Annotated in this window: 16 protein-coding genes, 1 other RNA gene and 1 pseudogene; 2 read left to right on the forward strand and 16 right to left on the reverse strand. The window is 43.4% G+C overall.

All coding sequences use genetic code 11. The annotated features are described in order from the left end of the window. Positions 1-117 precede the first annotated feature (117 nt). The 3 genes from K5Q29_RS03660 to K5Q29_RS03670 form a co-directional block, all read right to left on the reverse strand. Positions 118-1,902 carry an ABC transporter ATP-binding protein gene (locus tag K5Q29_RS03660; protein WP_105121275.1) on the reverse strand — a complete coding sequence of 595 codons (1,785 nt, stop codon included), beginning with the start codon at positions 1,900-1,902 and terminating at the stop codon, positions 118-120. 200 nt (positions 1,903-2,102) lie between these two features. Beyond that, positions 2,103-3,809, reverse strand: coding sequence for an ABC transporter ATP-binding protein (locus K5Q29_RS03665; RefSeq protein WP_105153083.1), 1,707 nt, complete (start codon positions 3,807-3,809; stop codon positions 2,103-2,105). Then, positions 3,802-4,251: a MarR family winged helix-turn-helix transcriptional regulator gene (locus tag K5Q29_RS03670; protein ID WP_105153084.1), complete on the reverse strand. Its 450-nt coding sequence runs from the start codon at positions 4,249-4,251 to the stop codon at positions 3,802-3,804. Before K5Q29_RS03670 ends, K5Q29_RS03665 begins: the two co-directional genes overlap by 8 nt. A 221-nt stretch (positions 4,252-4,472) precedes the next feature. Between K5Q29_RS03670 and K5Q29_RS03675 the strand changes: the two genes are divergently transcribed. Together K5Q29_RS03675 and galU are read left to right on the forward strand one after the other, a co-directional pair. Continuing rightward, complete coding sequence (locus tag K5Q29_RS03675; RefSeq protein WP_105095017.1) at positions 4,473-5,489, forward strand: NAD(P)H-dependent glycerol-3-phosphate dehydrogenase; 1,017 nt, start codon at positions 4,473-4,475, stop codon at positions 5,487-5,489. Positions 5,490-5,533: 44 nt separating this feature from the next. Next, positions 5,534-6,433, forward strand: a complete 900-nt coding sequence (gene galU / locus K5Q29_RS03680; protein ID WP_105153085.1) for a UTP--glucose-1-phosphate uridylyltransferase GalU — start codon at positions 5,534-5,536, stop codon at positions 6,431-6,433. An 18-nt stretch (positions 6,434-6,451) separates the two neighbouring features. On the opposite strand, the gene K5Q29_RS03685 is transcribed toward galU, so the two are convergent. From K5Q29_RS03685 to ulaG, 13 genes and pseudogenes are all read right to left on the reverse strand, one after another. Next, positions 6,452-7,129, reverse strand: a complete 678-nt coding sequence (locus tag K5Q29_RS03685) for a rhomboid family intramembrane serine protease (RefSeq protein WP_105153086.1) — start codon at positions 7,127-7,129, stop codon at positions 6,452-6,454. Next, positions 7,113-7,655: a 5-formyltetrahydrofolate cyclo-ligase gene (locus K5Q29_RS03690; RefSeq protein WP_221877009.1), complete on the reverse strand. Its 543-nt coding sequence runs from the start codon at positions 7,653-7,655 to the stop codon at positions 7,113-7,115. Before K5Q29_RS03690 ends, K5Q29_RS03685 begins: the two co-directional genes overlap by 17 nt. A gap of 41 nt (positions 7,656-7,696) precedes the next feature. Then, positions 7,697-8,824, reverse strand: coding sequence for an N-acetyldiaminopimelate deacetylase (locus tag K5Q29_RS03695; RefSeq protein WP_105153088.1), 1,128 nt, complete (start codon positions 8,822-8,824; stop codon positions 7,697-7,699). 9 nt (positions 8,825-8,833) lie between these two features. Beyond that, a complete protein-coding gene (dapD, locus tag K5Q29_RS03700) occupies positions 8,834-9,532 on the reverse strand; it encodes a 2,3,4,5-tetrahydropyridine-2,6-dicarboxylate N-acetyltransferase (RefSeq protein WP_024376132.1) in 699 nt (232 codons plus the stop codon). A 120-nt stretch (positions 9,533-9,652) separates the two neighbouring features. Beyond that, positions 9,653-10,120 carry a hypothetical protein gene (locus K5Q29_RS10860; protein WP_172699571.1) on the reverse strand — a complete coding sequence of 156 codons (468 nt, stop codon included), beginning with the start codon at positions 10,118-10,120 and terminating at the stop codon, positions 9,653-9,655. Then, positions 10,107-10,642 (reverse strand): annotated as a pseudogene (locus tag K5Q29_RS10865) (hypothetical protein). The gene K5Q29_RS10860 and the pseudogene K5Q29_RS10865 overlap by 14 nt, the downstream one beginning before the upstream one ends. Before the next feature lie 116 nt (positions 10,643-10,758). After that, positions 10,759-11,499: a metallophosphoesterase family protein gene (locus K5Q29_RS03715; protein ID WP_105138839.1), complete on the reverse strand. Its 741-nt coding sequence runs from the start codon at positions 11,497-11,499 to the stop codon at positions 10,759-10,761. A 65-nt stretch (positions 11,500-11,564) separates the two neighbouring features. Beyond that, a complete protein-coding gene (locus tag K5Q29_RS03720) occupies positions 11,565-12,914 on the reverse strand; it encodes a glucose-6-phosphate isomerase (RefSeq protein ID WP_024413466.1) in 1,350 nt (449 codons plus the stop codon). Positions 12,915-12,995: 81 nt separating this feature from the next. After that, the gene (locus K5Q29_RS03725; protein WP_105138840.1) at positions 12,996-13,538 is read right to left on the reverse strand and encodes a hypothetical protein; all 543 of its coding nucleotides are present in this window, start codon (positions 13,536-13,538) and stop codon (positions 12,996-12,998) included. A 138-nt stretch (positions 13,539-13,676) separates the two neighbouring features. Continuing rightward, an RNA gene (gene ffs, locus K5Q29_RS03730) (signal recognition particle sRNA small type) lies at positions 13,677-13,766 on the reverse strand. Positions 13,767-13,802: 36 nt separating this feature from the next. Continuing rightward, positions 13,803-14,330, reverse strand: coding sequence for a tRNA adenosine(34) deaminase TadA (tadA, locus tag K5Q29_RS03735; RefSeq protein WP_015647505.1), 528 nt, complete (start codon positions 14,328-14,330; stop codon positions 13,803-13,805). A gap of 280 nt (positions 14,331-14,610) precedes the next feature. Next, entirely contained in the window at positions 14,611-16,581 is a 1,971-nt protein-coding gene (gene tkt, locus K5Q29_RS03740) for a transketolase (protein ID WP_105138841.1), read from the reverse strand. A gap of 211 nt (positions 16,582-16,792) precedes the next feature. Next, entirely contained in the window at positions 16,793-17,884 is a 1,092-nt protein-coding gene (gene ulaG, locus K5Q29_RS03745) for an L-ascorbate 6-phosphate lactonase (RefSeq protein ID WP_002938500.1), read from the reverse strand. Positions 17,885-17,983 lie beyond the last annotated feature (99 nt).

Genomic DNA, 17,983 nt, shown 5'->3' on the forward strand with positions numbered 1-17,983 from the left:
CCTGACCCGAATACGGCATTGACTCTGCCGAGGTTATCATATTCAAGAACAATTTAGATACAACAAGAAAAGGTCTGAAAACCAGCTCATCTGGTTTTCAGACCTTTTCTATCTTCCCTATTCAAACACAAACTGGTTGTGGTAGAGTTCAGCGTAGAAGCCATTAAGCTTGAGAAGCTGGCTGTGATTGCCTTGCTCGATGACTTTTCCGTCTTTGAGGACGATGATTTCATCCGCATTGAGAATGGTTTTGAGGCGGTGGGCAATGACGAAGCTGGTCCGTCCTGCGATAATGGCCTCCATGGCCTTTTGGATTTTGGCTTCCGTTACGGTATCAACGTTAGACGTTGCTTCGTCCAAAATCAAGACCTGTGGATCTGTCAAGAGCGTACGGGCAATGGAAATCAGCTGTTTCTGACCTGTCGAGAAGACATTCTCATCATCGGTCACAAAGGTTTCATAGCCCTCTGGCAAGCTCATGATAAAGTCGTGGATATGGGTGGCACGAGCTGCGGTTTCCACCATTTCTTGCGAAATACTCTCATCACCAAAGCGGATATTGTCCGCAATAGTACCCGAGAAGAGTACCGACTCCTGCAAGACAATACCGACCTTATCCCGCAAACTATCCAAATCATATTCCCGAATATCGCGACCGTCAAAGGTCACGCTACCACCATTGACATCGTAGAAGCGGTTAATCAAGTTCATAATAGTAGTCTTACCAGATCCCGTTGGACCAACGACCGCCACCATTTTGCCCTTAGGAGCTGAAATAGACACCTTGTCCAAGACCTTCTGACCTGGCAGGTAGCCAAAGTCGATGTCCTTGATTTCAACACCTTCTTTTAATTCGGTAAATAGCGGAGCGTTTTGAGGACGAACTTCCTCAGGCTCATCAAACATTTCCTGAATACGGTGAGCACCTGTGAAAGCCAACTGCAATTCTGCCCAGCTAGATGCAATCTGCATGATTGGCTGGTAATACTGTTGCGAATATTGAACAAAAGTCACGACCAGACCAAGTGCGGCAGCTGTTTCCAGCGAGCTATCATTGAGAACAATGCTGGAACCTGCAAAGATAACAATGGCAGTATTAACCAAGCTCATACCGTTCATAAATGGAAAGAGAATCCCACCAAACAAACGTCCCTTGAAAGTTGTGCGACGAACTTCTTCATTGAGCTCCAAGAAACCATCAATAGTCTCTTCCTGCACACCCTGTACAATAATCGCTTTTTGTCCTGAAATCTTCTCATCCATGTAGGCATTGAGTTTAGACACCGCAGCCTGTTGCTTATCAGTATATTTCCGTGACAGGCGAATGATAATCACTAGGGCAATCAAAGCAACTGGCGTAGATGCGATAGTTACCAAAGCCAAGCGAGTATCCTGACGGAACATCATGATAACCATACCGATGTAAAGAGCGATATTGGTCACTACCTGAGTCAAGGACTGGTTAAAAGCATTTTGGATATTGTCCAAATCACTGGTAAAACGAGAAAGAATATCTCCATCCTTGTGGCTGTCAAAGAAGGCAACTGTCAAGCGTTCCAACTTACCAAACAGACCTTTTCGCATACGGTTGGTTGAATGAGCAACGATGCGTGTAAAGAGCAGGGTATAAACCAGGGTCGACACCACCGTCGCCACATAGGCCAACAAGAGATTGAGCATAACCCCATTAAAATCAGCTAGGTCAGGCTTGAAATCTGACTGACCCATTTGCACCGAAGCAAAATAAGCCTGACCAATTTTCCCCATCTCTGCAATCGCATTACCCAGGAAAACAGGCGTCTGAACCTGCAAATAAGTCGCCGTCACAATGGCTAGAAAAATCACAGCAAAGGACAGCTTATAGCGTTTAAAATAAAACCAGAAAAATCTAAGTGTTTTCATAACATGATACTAAGGTCGTCCAGAAAGCGACCGAAAAATAGGAAACCAACGCCGCGTCCCGAAACGCTAGGCGGTTTATCTTTTTTCGAAGCTTTCCGACCGAGTTCAAATACAATCGTACTATATAGACTGCACTTGCTCCTCCGTTGGAAAGCTTTTCGCTTTCTAAAACTCCCACCTTAAAAGGTCCCCCGGACCTTTTAAGCCTCCTTCCCTTTCTGTGTTTCGTAAATTTCTCGGTAGACGTCATTTGTCGCTACCAATTCTGCGTGTGTTCCTTGACCAATCAAGCGACCTTCATCAAGAACCAAAATCTTATCAGCTTTGACAACAGAAGAAATCTTCTGAGCAACGATGACCGTTGTTGTCCCCTTCAAATCATAGTTGAGGGCTTCTTGGACCAGTTTCTCAGACTTGGCATCCAGGGCTGAGGTCGAATCATCTAGTACCAAGACTTTAGGATCACTAATCACCCCACGCGCAATGGACATCCGCTGTTTCTGACCACCTGAGAAGTTATTTCCACGTTCTTCTACTTGGCTCTCATAGGTATCATCCAAGCGGTCGATAAATTCTTTGGCTTGGGCAATACCTGCGGCCCGCTCCAAACGTTCCAAATCTGCACCAGGTGCACCTTGACGCAAATTGTCCGCAATGGTCCCTGAGAAGAGAATAGCTTTTTGCAAAACGATAGACACTGTATCTCTCAAGGTTTCCTGACTGATGTCTTTCAAATCACGACCGCCAATTGACACAGTCCCTTCCTGTGGATCAAACAAACGCGGAATGAGCTGAGCTAGTGTTGATTTACCCGCACCCGTTGCACCAACCACACCGACCATCTGACCAGACTCAATCTCAAAGGAGATATTTTTCAAGGTTGGCTCGGTGTCATGCGGATAGGTGAAGCTAACATTGTCAAAGACAATCCGTCCATCCAAGTCCTCTTTTGCACCATCTTTAAAGGTCATCGCTGGCTCTGTATCTAAAACCTCACTCAAACGTTTAATGGAAATAGCAGCACGTGAAGCCTGCATCCCCATAAAGCTAGTCATGATAATCGCAAACATGATTTGCATGAGGTAACTCATAAAGGAAGTAAAGCCCCCAACTGCTTCGATATTAGTGTCTAACATCCCTGAAACGAGATAAAGCGACACAAAAATCGCCATGTAGGAGATAAACATCATCAAAGGTTGCAAGATAGAAAAACCATAACCAATAAAGAGGTTGAGATCCAAAAGCTCATTGGATACTTCTTTAAATTTAGCGTATTGATTCTTCTCCTGTACAAAGGACTTAACCACACGAATCCCACGGAGGTTTTCCTTTGCAATGCTGTTCATCCTGTCCATCAGGGACTGGAATTTACCAAAGCGCGGTCCCATCAAGCCCATCACGACTGCCATGATTCCCATGATGATGATGATCATGAGCACGATAATCCACCAAAGTTCTGGCAAAGTGCGCACTGCCATGATAAAGGCACCAACAAAGAGCAGAGGTACCCGCATCAAGATCGTAAAGAGCATCATGACAAGGTTCTGAATTTGGTTGACGTCGTTGGTCATACGAACCACCAAATTCCCTGCATTAAATTCCTCTACATTGGCATAAGAAAAGCTCTGAATTTTCCGAAAGGTCTTCTCACGAATATCCGCAGACACTCCCTGAGAAATCTTAGCTGCCATGATTGTATTGGTCAGACCAGCCAAGAGACCAATTCCCGCAATCAGCAAGAGGAACTTACCGACACGGACAATCTCATCCTTATCATTGGCCAAGACAGCAGTCAATACATCCTGTAAATAACTAGGTTGCATCAAGGTCGTTGCTACGACAATAGACGTCAACAAGACCGATGCCAAGGCATACCATTTGTAACGTAAAATGGCTTCTTTAAACATGATTCTTCTCCTTATAGTGTTGAATATTTTCTTTTAATTGATTGGCTACCTGTCTGATCAAATCAAATTCTTCCTTTTGAATACCTCGAAAGAGAGAATGGTGCATCTCCTCATGGAAGGATTTTAGGTGACAAATCTTGCTCCGACCTTTCTCTGTCAAGACCAACTGCTTGTAGCGTCTGTCAAACTGAGAAGGTAAAACCTGAATAAAGTCATTTTTCTCCATTCGCTTAACTAGATTGCTGGCAACGGATTTGGAAATCTTCAACTCCGCTTCAATGTCTTTGACAAAGGTTTCAACTTCAGACCGTTCTGCTATGAAACGCAGAGCCCATCCCTGTGGTCCAGCTAGGTGTTCCACATCATATTCCTTTGCAATGGTTTCACTGATTTGTTCAATCTGATTTAATAGATTCCGAAAATCTGCAATAGTGTGTCCCATAATAGCTCCTTTCTACGAAAATAATTACCATGAGAACTATTATAGTTCTCTTAGGAACTATTGTCAATTATTTCGTTTGCTCTTTTCTGAAAATATTTTGTTGTTTCAGCACCATTACTTACTCAAAAACCATAATATATATACTGTATAACTTATATAAGATTTTATGTATCAATTATGGTATAATATATCTAAATTACACCAACTAGAAAGGATTTTTTATGACCAAACAAACCATTGCCATCTTGGGACCCGGTTCATGGGGCACCGCCCTAGGACAAGTTCTCAACGACAACGGTCATACTGTCCGTATTTGGGGCAATGTCCCCGAACAAATCGACGAAATCAATAAAGAACATACAAATAAGCGCTATTTCAAGGGTGTTATCCTAGATGAAAACATCAAAGGATATAAGGATTTGACTGAAGCCTTGGACGGTGTTGACGCGGTTCTTTTCGTTGTGCCAACCAAGGTAACACGCCTAGTTGCCAAGCAAGTCGCACAAGCTCTCAAACACAAGGTAGTTGTCATGCACGCTTCAAAAGGCTTAGAGCCTGATAGTCACAAGCGCTTGTCTGAGGTACTGGAGGAAGAAATTCCTGCTGAACTCCGTTCTGAAATCGTCGTGGTTTCAGGGCCAAGTCATGCAGAAGAGACTATCGTCCGTGATTTGACCTTGATTTCTGCAGCTTCAAAAGACTTGGAAACAGCCAGCTACGTCCAAAATCTTTTCAGCAACCACTACTTCCGACTTTATACAAATAATGATGTCATCGGTGTAGAAACAGCAGGTGCCCTTAAAAATATTATTGCTGTCGGCGCTGGCGCTTTACACGGACTTGGTTATGGTGATAATGCCAAGGCAGCTATTATCGCTCGCGGTTTGACAGAAATCACACGTCTAGGCGTTGCTATGGGCGCAAATCCTCTGACTTACAGCGGTCTTTCTGGTGTTGGTGATTTGATTGTTACCGGTACATCTGTCCACTCCCGCAACTGGAGAGCTGGAGATCAGCTCGGTCGCGGTGAAAAACTCGAAGATGTAGAACGCAACATGGGAATGGTGATTGAAGGTATTTCGACAACTAAGGCAGCCTATGAGTTGGCTCAAGAATTAGATGTTTACATGCCTATTACCCAAGCAATCTACAAGGTCATCTACCAAGGTGCAGGTATTGAAGATGCCATCAAAGAAATCATGACGGGTGAATTCCGCCATGAAAATGAATGGCATTGATTCTTATTAAACACAAAAAATAAATTATAAAGGATTACATACTTATGAAAAAAGTTAGAAAAGCCGTTATCCCAGCTGCAGGTTTGGGAACACGTTTCTTGCCTGCTACTAAGGCTCTTGCCAAAGAAATGTTGCCAATCGTTGACAAGCCAACCATCCAATTTATCGTTGAAGAAGCCCTCCGTTCAGGTATTGAAGATATTTTGGTGGTCACTGGTAAGTCAAAACGTTCTATCGAAGATCACTTTGATTCAAACTTTGAATTAGAATATAACCTCAAAGAAAAAGGCAAAAATGATTTGTTGAAACTTGTTGATGAGACAACAGGCATTCGACTACACTTCATTCGTCAAAGCCATCCACGTGGACTTGGTGATGCTGTTCTTCAAGCAAAAGCCTTTGTCGGAAATGAGCCATTTGTTGTCATGCTCGGCGATGACTTGATGGACATCACAGATACAAAAGCTGTCCCATTGACCAAGCAACTCATGAACGACTATGAAAAAACACATGCTTCAACCATTGCTGTTATGCCTGTTCCTCATGAAGAAGTTTCTGCATACGGTGTTATCGCTCCACAAGGTGAAGGTGTCAACGGTCTCTATAGTGTGGAAACCTTTGTGGAAAAACCAAAACCAGAAGATGCACCATCTGACCTTGCCATCATCGGTCGATACTTGTTAACGCCTGAAATCTTCAATATCTTGGAAAATCAAGAACCAGGTGCCGGCAATGAAATCCAGTTGACAGATGCCATTGATACTCTGAACAAAACGCAACGTGTTTTCGCTCGTGAATTCAAAGGCAACCGTTACGATGTTGGGGATAAGTTCGGTTTCATGAAAACTTCTATCGACTACGCCCTCCAACACCCTCAAGTAAAAGATGATTTGAAACAATACTTAATCGATCTTGGTAAAAAATTAGATAAAAAGAAAAACTAGCAATCGCTAGTTTTTTTCTTATATCAAATAGAATATCCCTAGTAGAAAAACAATCAAGCCAATATAGCCAATGAAACTGAAAAAAATCTGTTTTCCTGTAAAGAGATTCTTTTCCACAAGAGGTGGAAGGAAAATCACGACCAAGCATCCTCCAATAGCTCCTCCAATATGTCCTGCCATGCTAATGGTTGGATTAAAAAGTCCCAAGACCAAGTTCAATCCCAAAAGGACCATGTAGCGTTGACCAAGAACCTGTAGATAAGGGCTACGACTAAATTTTCTCAAAAGAGCCATGGCTGCAAATAGGCCAAAGAGCGAGGTCGACGCACCTGCGCCAACTACATCTGGTGTAAAAAAGAGAACAAAAAGGTTCCCCATAATACCAGATAATAGATAGAGAAGAAAGAACCTCCGGGACCCAAAAAGCCCTTCTAATTGATAACCCAAACCAAGCAAGGTAATGCTGTTAAAGATAAAATGTTCCCAACCAATGTGGACAAAGATAGGAGAAATCAAGCGCCACAACTGAGTCGGATCATACCGCACCACTTGACCGTACATACCACCGAATTCAAAAATCGTATAGGCTGTAGTGGTCTGCCCAAATCGAAATATTTGTATCAAAAGAAAAACAAGAGCCGTGACTGCCAACAAGCCATTGGTCACAGGATAGCGCTTATCAAAAAAGTTCTTCAAAAATCAACAACTCCTTTACTGGAATATCAAATACATCTGGTTCGAAATCATAGACTTGAAAGTCTGCCAAGGTCGATACTGTCTCCCACTGATAATCTGCTAGGTAGCGATCGTAAAAACCACCTCCATAGCCCACTCGAAAACCCGCTTGATTCCAAGCTAAACCAGGGACATGAATCAACTTAACCACAGACTTATCCACAGGTTGTGAATAAATTCCAGGTTCCCAAACTCCAAACCTAGATTTCACCAAATCATCAGGATTATATTCTACAAAATCCATACGCCCTTGTGAATAGGTCTTAGGAATGAAAATCTGCTTGCCATCCTTTTGAGCCTGCTCAATCAGGTAAGAAGTGTCGAACTCATGGGGTATGGAAAGGTAGGTCCCAAGCGACTTTGCGCCCTGATAAGTATCAGAAGCAAGGAGGCGTTCCGTTAGCCGCTGGCTCCATCTTGCTCGCTGACTACTAGTTAGGTCTTTCAAACTCTGCAAGACCTCTTGCCGAATGCTCTTTTTATCCACAGAAACTCCTTTCTTTTCAGAAAAAGACTGGAAAAAATAGTCTAGTTTGCTTTCATTTTCAAAAAATCGCTCAACTTATCCACAGCAAAGGGAAGCACTTCCTCTTTGGGACTGAGACGTGGATTGTGAAGGGGATAAGGCGTATCCACACCCAACCAGAACATAACACCTGGAACCTTGTTGAGCAGGTAGCCGAAGTCCTCTCCCGTCATGGCAGGTGGACAATCAATCATCTCCACTCCGTCAACACCATCAAAGTAGGTCATCAGTTCATCCGCCAGCTGGGGATTGTTCTCCACAGGCAGATAACCGCTTGGATTGAGCTCGATTTCCAAGTCTACTCCAAAGGACAGTGCAATCCCTTCTGCCACTTCCCGCACCCGTTTTTGCACCAAGAGGCTCATGTTCTGAGTCAAGGCCCGAATGGTCCCGTGCAGAAAGGCTGTTTCAGCAATGACATTGTTGGTCGTGCCCGCGTGCATGGAGCCGAAGGTTACCACCGCTCCCTCGATCGGATCAACGTTACGGCTGACCACTGACTGGACCTGGGTCACAAAGTAGCTGGCTGCCACCAAGGCGTCATTGGCGGTATGGGGAAATGCTGCGTGGCCACCCTTTCCTGTAAACCGTATCTTGACTTCACAGGTCCCAGCAAAGAGGGTCGCACGGTTGGTGGCCATTTGACCGACTTTGAGGTCTGGTCGGACATGGAGCCCATAAAATTCATCTGGCAACCAATCCCCAAAAGCCCCCGCTTCATACATGAGCATACCACCTGCTAGATTTTCCTCAGCAGGCTGAAACAAGAAAAGTAGATTATTTTTCGGTTGCTGCTCTGCCATTTTCTCCAAAAGCCCCAGGGCAATGGTCATGTGGAAATCATGTCCGCAAGCGTGCATCCGGTCTGGGTGGAGGGACTTGAAGTCCAGGTCCGTTTCTTCCACGATAGGCAGGCCGTCAATATCTGCCCGCCAGCCAATGGTCTTTTCAGGAGCAGAACCTGTCAGATAGACCAGGATACCTGTCTTCCATGTACGGACTTGGGCAAAAGAGCAATCTTCCAGCAAGTTCTCAATGGTTTCCATGAGAAAGGCGTGGGTCTTGAACTCCTCCATGCCCAGCTCTGGAATCTGGTGGAGGGCCCGGTGTGTCGCGATTAAATCTAGCATAGCTACCTCTTAGAGTGTCCGCAAAGCCTCTTCCAAGGCTGTTTTTTGTTGGGTTTGAGCGTCGATTTCCTTGATGATGCGGGCTGGCACACCTGCCACCACAACATTTTCAGGGACGTCTTGGGTCACAATAGCGCCCGCTGCGACAACAGAGCCGCTACCGATTTGCACTCCTTCGATGACAACGGCATTGGCACCAACCAAGACATTGTCGCCAACACGCACTGGCTCAGCCGAAGCTGGCTCGATGACACCTGCAAGGACCGCACCTGCACCGATGTGGCTGTTTTTACCAACCGTCGCACGACCACCAAGGATAGCGCCCATGTCAATCATGGTACCTGGGCCGATTTCCGCACCGATGTTGATCACAGCACCCATCATGATAACGGCATTATCACCGATTGTCACTTGGTCACGGATAATGGCACCTGGCTCGATACGGGCATTGATATTACGTTTGTCCAGCAAAGGCACAGCCGAATTGCGACCGTCTTGCTCGACCACATAGTCCACATTTTCAGTCAAATTTGCCAAAAGTGGCTCGACATCCTTCCAGTCACCGAAGAGGACATTGCCAAGCTTTGTTACCTCAGCAGGAACAGGCCCAGCCAATTCACCTTCAAAGGTCACCTTAACAGTCGTTTTTTTCACAGCATTACCAATAAAGGCAATGATTTCTTGGGCAGTCATTTTTTGTGCAGTCATAGTATTTCCAATCTATAAATCATATTTTTTCTATTATATCAAAATTTTCTGAAAATTTGGGAAGAAATGCAAAAAAATGAAAAAGAGGCTAAGTTAGCCTCCCGAATACTATTGAACTCTCTATCCTCCTAAAGCAGCTGACATTTGCTCTAACTGCTGTTGCAAACCATCTCTATACTCTTTCAAGAATGTAATGATCTCAGTTCTTCCAACAATTGCAGCATCCCCTAATGGACCATATTGTTTTTTCTGTTGCTCAACAGATTGTGATACCGTATCACGCATAGACTGGTACATAGTGTCATCACCCAATCCATACTGGCTGACCATATTTTCATAGTTCGTCACGTATTCATTTACAATAAATTCATACATTTTCATGTAGTCACTATAAGTTTTTATACTTTCAATTGTCGCATCTAAGCTATCTGTCGGATTAAATTCTGAAACTGTAGCTGTACTTTCTGAACTTGTTGGGGTTTCCGTAGTTTTAGAGGGAGATTCTACTACCTCATCACTAATATCTACGCTATTTAAGATCTGTTCAAACTCTTGTTTTCTAGTGGAAGAGTAGTCATCCTTTGCCATATAAATTACATTTAAAATTCCTGTTGGAGTGTCAACTAAAAAGAGCTGACCTGTATATGCTTCGCCATCTATCGTACCTGTCGCATCATAAAGGAAGCCGTCCATCCCATCAATCTTAACCGAGCTTTCGTTAGCTGGTATCACTTTTCCTGACTGTTCCATCCCCTTCAGATATTGGGAGCGAACAGTTGCATCTTTAACTGATTCCTCTAAAGGCAACCAATATGCCATTGCCAATGATGAATCATCTGGATAGAAATATAAGGTATCACTCGTATCCCCTTCTTTACTCTTCCATGATTCATTTATGCTGATAGTCACTTCTGACAATTGGTAAGTTTTGTATCTTATAGAGCTTGTACTTACCTGTTCTGTCGAAGATTGGCCACCGCTAGAGCTCGTAAGATTCTTAATCAGACCAATCGCAAACAATCCAACCAATACAATGAACCAAATTCGCTTGTAAAATGGTTTCTTTTGCACATAGACATTCCCATGTTCATCTCTAATTTTCTTCGCCATAAAATCCTCCAAGAAACTGTTTACACTACCATTATATATATATATATATATATATGCGTTGTCAAGTATAAAAATAAAAAAATTAGAAGTTTTACCTCCTAATTTTTAAGCATGATCTAATCTTCAATTTCTTTTCTCGGATTGACTGCTCCGACGATGTAGTCCTGCACCAGACCCATATCATCTAGTACAATCCCATGAAGAACTCCGCCGTAAACAGCTCCTCCGTCAATTCCCATTTTCCCATCTGGACTGGTCCAGATTTGACTAATGCGAAATTGAGTTTGAAAGAGGTTATACACAGGTGTATGTCCAAAAACAATTATTTTTCCTGTGGTATTTTCAGCCTCATGGAAAGGGGTGCGTAACCAAACCTTATCATGATTATTGGTTTCACGCCAATCTGGTAAGGTCAAATCAACTCCTGCATGGACGAAGATATAGCGCTCAGTCTCCATATGATAGGGGCAAGATTTGACAAAATCAATCAGGTCCTCATATTGTTCCATCACTGTATTGGCATCCACCAGGCCATCTACCGGTGCATCCAAGGGACGCCCCAGTAAGGAATTGATAGTCGCATCTCCACCATTTCTCCGATAGTGATCGTAGCGGTCTAAGGGGTCACGCAGCCAAGCCAAAAACATTCGTTCATGATTCCCAGTCAGGCAGATAGCACCTTTTTCTCGGACTAATTGCCAAACCAACTCTAGACAAGCCTTTGAATTTTCTCCACGGTCAATTAAATCCCCAAGAAAAATCAGCTGTTGCCGCTCTTCATCCCATTTCTTCAAAATATCAAGTAGCAGTTCAAATTTACCATGAACATCTCCTACTACAAAAAATTCATTTTTCATAGTGTCTATTCTACCACATTTCCAAAGGAAAGAAAAACTGACCGTTTCCGATCAGTTTGGTTTTCTTACAAACGTGCGTTCAATTCTGCACCGAGTTCTTCAAATCCTGGCTTACCAAGAAGAGCGAACATATTTTTCTTGTAGGCTTCTACACCTGGTTGGTCAAATGGGTTAATCGCATTGAGGTAACCAGAGATAGCAATTGCCAACTCGAAGAAGTAGAAGGTGTAACCAAGTGTGAACTCATCTTGTTGTGGAAGGGTCACAAACATGTTTGGTACGCCACCATCTGTGTGGGCAAGAAGTACGCCGTCCGTTGCTTTTTTGTTTACAAAGTCAACATCCTTACCTTGCAAGTAGCCAAGGCCATCAAGGTCTTCTGCCATTTCAGGAATCAAGATATTTTTTCTTGGTTTGTCAACACGAACCACTGTCTCAAAGATGTTGCGGTTTCCTTCTTGGATAAATTGTCCAAGAGAGTGCAAGTCTGTTGAGAAGTTAGCAGATGTAGGGTTAATCCCTTTTTGGTCCTTACCTTCTGACTCGCCTGCCAATTGTTTCCACCACTCGCTGAAGTATTGAAGCGATGGTTCGTAGTTAGCCAAGATTTCTGTTACATAGCCTTTTCTGTAAAGGATGTTACGAACAGCTGCATATTGGTATGCTTGGTTTTCAGCAATTTTATCAGATGTAAATGTCGTGCGGGCTGCGTTTGCACCTTCCATAAGGGCATCAATGTCTGCACCAGCTGCCGCGATTGGCAAAAGACCAACTGCAGTCAAGACTGAGAAACGGCCGCCGACATCATCTGGAACAACAAAGGTTTCCCAACCATTTGCGTCCGCTTCAACCTTAACAGCACCTTTTGCCTTGTCAGTTGTCGCATAGATACGCTTGTTAGCTTCTTCTTGACCGTATTTCTTCACAAGCAATTCTTTGAAGACGCGGAAAGCAATCGCAGGCTCAGTTGTTGTACCTGATTTTGAAATCACGTTAACTGAGAAATCCTTGTCTGCCACGTAGTCTACCAGGTCAGCAAGGTAGCTTGATGAGATAGAGTTTCCAGCGTAAAGGATTTGCGGAGCTTTGCGCTCTTCACGTGTTTGCAAGTTTACAAAGGCATTGCTCAAGAAATCAATAGCCGCTTTAGCACCAAGGTAAGAACCACCGATACCGATAACTACCAAAACTTCACTTTCATTTTGGATTTTAGCTGCAGCTTCCTTGATACGAGCAAACTCTTCTTTGTCGTAGTTTTCTGGCAAATCCAACCAGCCAATAAAGTCGTTACCAGGACCTGTTCCTTGACGGAGCATTTGGTCTGCAAGGGTAACTTGTGGTTGCATGTATTCTACTTCTTGAGCTCCAACGAATTGGCCCAAGACTTTTGAATAATCAAATGTAATATGTGTCATGTTTTTCCTCCATTTATGTACCATAATATGATAACGCTTTATCATATTTTTTTCAAGAAATTTATCAATTTTCATTTATTTTCATGAAATATGTTGTATAAATCTTAATTTTTGTGAAAATCTAACGAAATTTTCGCGTTTGTAATAATCCTCCAAAGTCTCTCCCGACTGGGTTACTGTAATCCATTTCGGGAGAATCTTAGATAGTAGGTAAAGCGGAATGAGGGCAGGATACCAAATGAACATGACTTCAAATATAAACCGATTGTTGTTGCCTCTTGAAATGTAACGTTGGCGGTATTCTTCTTTGAGAAAAGGATGGGGAATATAGATATGAAATGGCACACCACCGCGTATAGACATGACCAGCAACATTCTCATCAGAAAATTCAGCGCTACTAGGACTGTCTTTCCTTGTCTATGAAGAGTATAGGCCTTATTGACATAGATTGTTTTATAGCGTTTATCCTTCAGTGGACGTCTGGTGGATTTTCGCTCCTCTTTCGTTAAATGACGAACACTACTATTATCGTACTTAATGTCGGACATTTCTAAGTCCACAACATCTGTATATTTCTTAGCAAGTGTCGTTTTTCCCATACCTGGAAAGGCAAATAAAAACATAAGCTTTCCTCCTTATTCCTCAGTAGAATAGCAGAGCATCCAAAAAGTTTTCTTAAGCCACCTCTATCTTGCCCCTCATTTCTAAAAATAAGATAAGAAAAACCCTCTGAAAGCCTGATTTCAAAGGAGTTTTAGATTATACGCAAAAAGAGCACACACTCGACCTCGCTTAGGGCTGCTGGATTCCTCCCCTGACCCGCTTCACGCACGAATGTTGCTCCGTTTATTATTATAACACAATTTGGCCAGAGTGCAAGTGGGGACCTAACAAGATGGATTGTCTGCATGGTCCTCTTGGGCTTTCATGATAAGTTTAGCAGCCTTCTGACTTTCTCTGCGTTGTCTAAAAAAATCTTGCATGATATTGGCACATTCCGCTTCTAAAATACCTGTTTCTACCTTGACACGATGGTTGAGCCGCTCATCTGTCAGAATGTCATAGAGGCTCCCTGCAGCTCCAAACTTTTTGTTGGTTGCTCCATAGATGACCTGCGGAATGCGTGCTAGGCCAATAGCTCCGCTACACATCACACAAGGTTCAATCGTCACAAAAAGGGTCGAATCAAGCAAGCGCCAATTCCCCTCAACATTGTTAGCCTCTTGGATTGCCATAATCTCAGCATGCATGATTGCCTGATTGAGTTCCTCACGCGCATTATGCCCTCTGCCAATAATCTGGCCATCCTTGACAATCACACAACCAATTGGAATTTCATCCTTTTCTAGCGATTTTCTAGCTTCCTGCAATGCTTGAGTCATAAAATACTCTTTTTCTTCATGTGTATAGTTCATAGATCTATTATAGCACAGCCCTGATAACAGTTCAAAATCACTTCTTTATTTCTCTGCTATCAAAATTAATCTAACTCTACTTCTTCCTTGTCACACATTTCTTTCAAAACTCTGCCCCTCTATTAACTTAAAAATATAAAAATACCTCCTCATTCGAGAAGGTAGGGGGAGCAATATTGATATTTACAAATGTTAATATATCATTTATTGTCTATGTTGTCAAGAAAATTTTTAAAAAAATTCAAAAACAGCCTCGAAAGGCTGTCTCTGACATTTTCTATTACAATTCACCAACTAATTTCACAACATTTTCTACTGTGAAGCCGTAGTTGTCAATAACTGTTTGAGCTGGAGCTGAGGCACCGAATGTGTCGATACCAAGGACTTTACCGTCAAGACCGACATACTTGTACCAACTTTGAGTTGCACCCATTTCAATTGCCAAGCGACGACGGATAGCATTTGGGAGGATTTCTTCCTTGTAGGCAGCATCTTGGGCATCGAAGAGTTCAGTTGATGGCACAGAAACCACACGAACCTTAGTGCCTGCTGCTTCTAGTTCTTTGGCAGCTTTAACAGCCAAGTTCACTTCTGAACCAGATGCAAGAAGGATAGTATCAAAGCCTGCTGCTTCATATACAACATAAGCCCCTTTTGCAACCTTGTCAAAGTCTGTTCCTTCTTCAACTGTCAAGTTTTGACGAGTGAGAACAAGGGCTGATGGTGTAGACTTGCTGGTCAATGACAAGTACCAAGCTGCCTGTGTTTCACGCGCATCTGCTGGACGGAAAACGTTGAGGTTTGGCATAGCACGAAGTCCTGCCAAGTGCTCGATTGGCTCGTGAGTTGGACCATCTTCACCGACTGCAATTGAGTCATGAGTGAAGACATAAGTCACTGGAAGTCCTTGAAGAGCTGACAAACGAACTGCTGCTTTGACATAGTCTGAGAAGACGAAGAAGGTACCACCATAAACACGAAGTCCACCGTGGGCTGCCATACCGTTCAGGATAGTACCCATAGCAAATTCACGCACACCAAACTGGATATTGCGGTTGAGTGGATTTACTGAATCTTGCAAACCATCTTCCTTGATATAGGTCATGTTTGAGTGAGCCAAGTCAGCTGAACCTCCAAGGAAGGTTGGCAAAACTTTAGCCGCTGCGTTGAGGGCATCTTGTGATGAGTTACGAGTTGCTTGTGAGAAGCCATTTTCGTAAACTGGGAAGTCTTCTGGCTTGATTTCAACTACGTCACGACCTTCCAAGATAGCTGTTACTTCAGCTGCTAATTCTGGATGAGCTACTTTGTAGTCTTCAACTAATTTCACCCAAGCATCGTAGGCTGCTGCACCGCGATCAGCTACATTAGCTTTAAAGTCCGCATAGACTTCAGCTGGAATTTCAAATGGACCATAGTTCCAATCAAGCGCCTTACGAGTTGCTTCTGTTTCTTCTGCACCAAGTGGAGCACCGTGAACGGCATTTGTACCTTGTTTGTTTGGTGAACCATGACCGATAACAGTCTTGATTTCGATAAGAGATGGCTTACCAGCTGCTTTTGCCTTTTCAATAGCAGTAAAGATGGCATCTACATCTGTACCGTCTGTTACGAGGTCTGTATGCCAGCCATAAGCATTGTAACGGGCACGTACATCTTCTGTGAAGGAGTCTTTTGTTTCGCCATCCAAGTTGATGTCATTTGAATCGTAAAGAACGATAAGTTTTTCTAATTTTTGAAGACCTGCGTAAGAAGCCGCTTCTGCAGAAACACCTTCCATCAAGTCGCCATCACCACAGATTACGTAAGTATAGTGGTCAAAAATTGGGAAACCATCACGGTTGTACTTAGCTGCAAGGAAACGCTCTGCTTGCGCAAAACCTGTCGCAGTTGAGATACCTTGTCCAAGAGGACCTGTTGTTGCATCTACACCTGCTGTGTGACCAAATTCTGGGTGACCTGGTGTTTTTGAACCCCACTGGCGGAAGTTCTTGATTTCGTCCATGCTCACTTCTTCAAAACCCGAAAGGTGAAGTAATCCATAAAGGAGCATTGAGCCGTGACCAGCAGACAAAATAAAGCGGTCGCGGTTGATCCAGTTTGGCTGAGCTGGGTTGATACGAAGTTCTTTAGTAAAAAGGCTGTAGGCCATTGGAGCCGCACCCATGACGACACCTGGGTGACCTGATTTTGATTTTTCGATGGCATCAATACCAAGGAAACGAATCGCATTGACTGAAAGATTTGACATGTTTTTCTCCTTTTTTAAAGTCATGAATTTATTATACCATAAAGCGTTTTCTATGTCTGTTTGAAATGAAGCGAGAAATAAATTGTCCGTAGAAAAGAGGCAGGACTTTCGTCCCGCCCTTGGAGTGAACAGTAGTAATTTGCACATTTCATACTTTATCAGAGTTTATAGTACCTCTCCTCGTCTCTATGGAGCAAGAGAGTTCTCAATCTTATAACAAAGCCTTAAATTGAATATTTGAGTCTTCTAAGAAGCAATCATCAAAGCCACGTGGGTGGTGATATTCAATACGGTCCTTGTCCATCGGATAAGTATACTTGCCACCAACTTCCCAGATGAATGGATGGAAATCATATTGCAAGCGTTCCTTACGCATTTTCCAGAGCTGCAAGATTTCATCTGTTGACGCCATGAAGTTAGACCAGATGTCATAGTGAACAGGGATGATTACCTTAGCACGCAAGTTTTCTGCCATACGGAGAAGGTCGATTGAGGTCATCTTGTCTTGGATACCGATTGGGTTGTCACCGTAGTTGTTGATAGCAACGTCGATGTTGAAGTCGCGACCGTGTTTTGCAAAGTAGTTTGAGAAGTGGGAGTCTGCACCGTGGTAGATGGTTCCGCCAGGTGTTTCAAAGACATAGTTGACTGCCTTGCGAGCCATGAGTTCATCTGTCACAGGAAGTCCTGCTAATTTACCACCATTTTCGTCATAACCTTCGATTGGCAAGGTCACCAAGCAAGTACGGTCGAAGGATTCTACAGCGTGGACCTTGATGTCTTTGAACTCAAAGCTGTCACCTGGTGCGATACGAATAATGCGGTCTGCTGGAACGCCCCATTTTTCCCAGATGTCGCCACTTTCAACTGGACCGACAAATTTGACGTGGTCCAATTTAGGATTGTTGATGATGGCAGCAGCTGTGCTGATGTCCATGTGGTCACTGTGGACATGCGATACTAGGTAGTAGTCCAATTCATTGATGGCAAATGGGTCGATAACCATTGGCTGCACACGCAAGTTTGGTTGCAATTTGCGCACACCTGCCATGTTAGCCATTTGGTGTCCCCAAACCATATCTTTCACTTTTTTAGTGGATTTTCCACGTGATGACCAGAGGTCCATGACCACGTTCGCACCACCTGGTGTTTTAATCCAGACACCGCAGTTTCCAAGCCACCACATAGCAAAGTTGCCTTCTGGCACTACTTCTTCTTCAATTTCTTCATTGAGCCAAGTTCCCCATTCTGGGAAGGTTGAAAGAATCCAGGATTCTCTTGTAATATCTTGAACTTTAGCCATTTTCCATTCCTCCTATAAGGTACGTTTCTATGCTTCTAGTATATGCTCCAAAGGCAACAAAAAAAAGACCAAATAAAACACAGGCTTGTGTTCACACTT

This window comes from Streptococcus sp. 2018037 (assembly GCF_019754195.1).
GTDB classification, from domain to species: domain Bacteria; phylum Bacillota; class Bacilli; order Lactobacillales; family Streptococcaceae; genus Streptococcus; species Streptococcus hashimotonensis.

Excerpts from the sequence above, each read along its gene's own strand:
- tkt (WP_105138841.1), bottom strand. The coding sequence starts at position 16,581 with ATGTCAAATCTTTCAGTCAATGCGATTCGTTTCCTTGGTATTGATGCC.
- K5Q29_RS10860 (WP_172699571.1), bottom strand. The coding sequence starts at position 10,120 with ATGGCAAAGGATGACTACTCTTCCACTAGAAAACAAGAGTTTGAACAG.
- K5Q29_RS03670 (WP_105153084.1), bottom strand. The coding sequence starts at position 4,251 with ATGGGACACACTATTGCAGATTTTCGGAATCTATTAAATCAGATTGAA.
- K5Q29_RS03660 (WP_105121275.1), bottom strand. The coding sequence starts at position 1,902 with ATGAAAACACTTAGATTTTTCTGGTTTTATTTTAAACGCTATAAGCTG.
- K5Q29_RS03725 (WP_105138840.1), bottom strand. The coding sequence starts at position 13,538 with ATGTTTTTATTTGCCTTTCCAGGTATGGGAAAAACGACACTTGCTAAG.
- ulaG (WP_002938500.1), bottom strand. The coding sequence starts at position 17,884 with ATGGCTAAAGTTCAAGATATTACAAGAGAATCCTGGATTCTTTCAACC.
- K5Q29_RS03675 (WP_105095017.1), top strand. The coding sequence starts at position 4,473 with ATGACCAAACAAACCATTGCCATCTTGGGACCCGGTTCATGGGGCACC.
- K5Q29_RS03665 (WP_105153083.1), bottom strand. The coding sequence starts at position 3,809 with ATGTTTAAAGAAGCCATTTTACGTTACAAATGGTATGCCTTGGCATCG.
- K5Q29_RS03715 (WP_105138839.1), bottom strand. The coding sequence starts at position 11,499 with ATGAAAAATGAATTTTTTGTAGTAGGAGATGTTCATGGTAAATTTGAA.
- galU (WP_105153085.1), top strand. The coding sequence starts at position 5,534 with ATGAAAAAAGTTAGAAAAGCCGTTATCCCAGCTGCAGGTTTGGGAACA.
- tadA (WP_015647505.1), bottom strand. The coding sequence starts at position 14,330 with ATGAACTATACACATGAAGAAAAAGAGTATTTTATGACTCAAGCATTG.
- K5Q29_RS03695 (WP_105153088.1), bottom strand. The coding sequence starts at position 8,824 with ATGCTAGATTTAATCGCGACACACCGGGCCCTCCACCAGATTCCAGAG.
- K5Q29_RS03720 (WP_024413466.1), bottom strand. The coding sequence starts at position 12,914 with ATGACACATATTACATTTGATTATTCAAAAGTCTTGGGCCAATTCGTT.
- dapD (WP_024376132.1), bottom strand. The coding sequence starts at position 9,532 with ATGACTGCACAAAAAATGACTGCCCAAGAAATCATTGCCTTTATTGGT.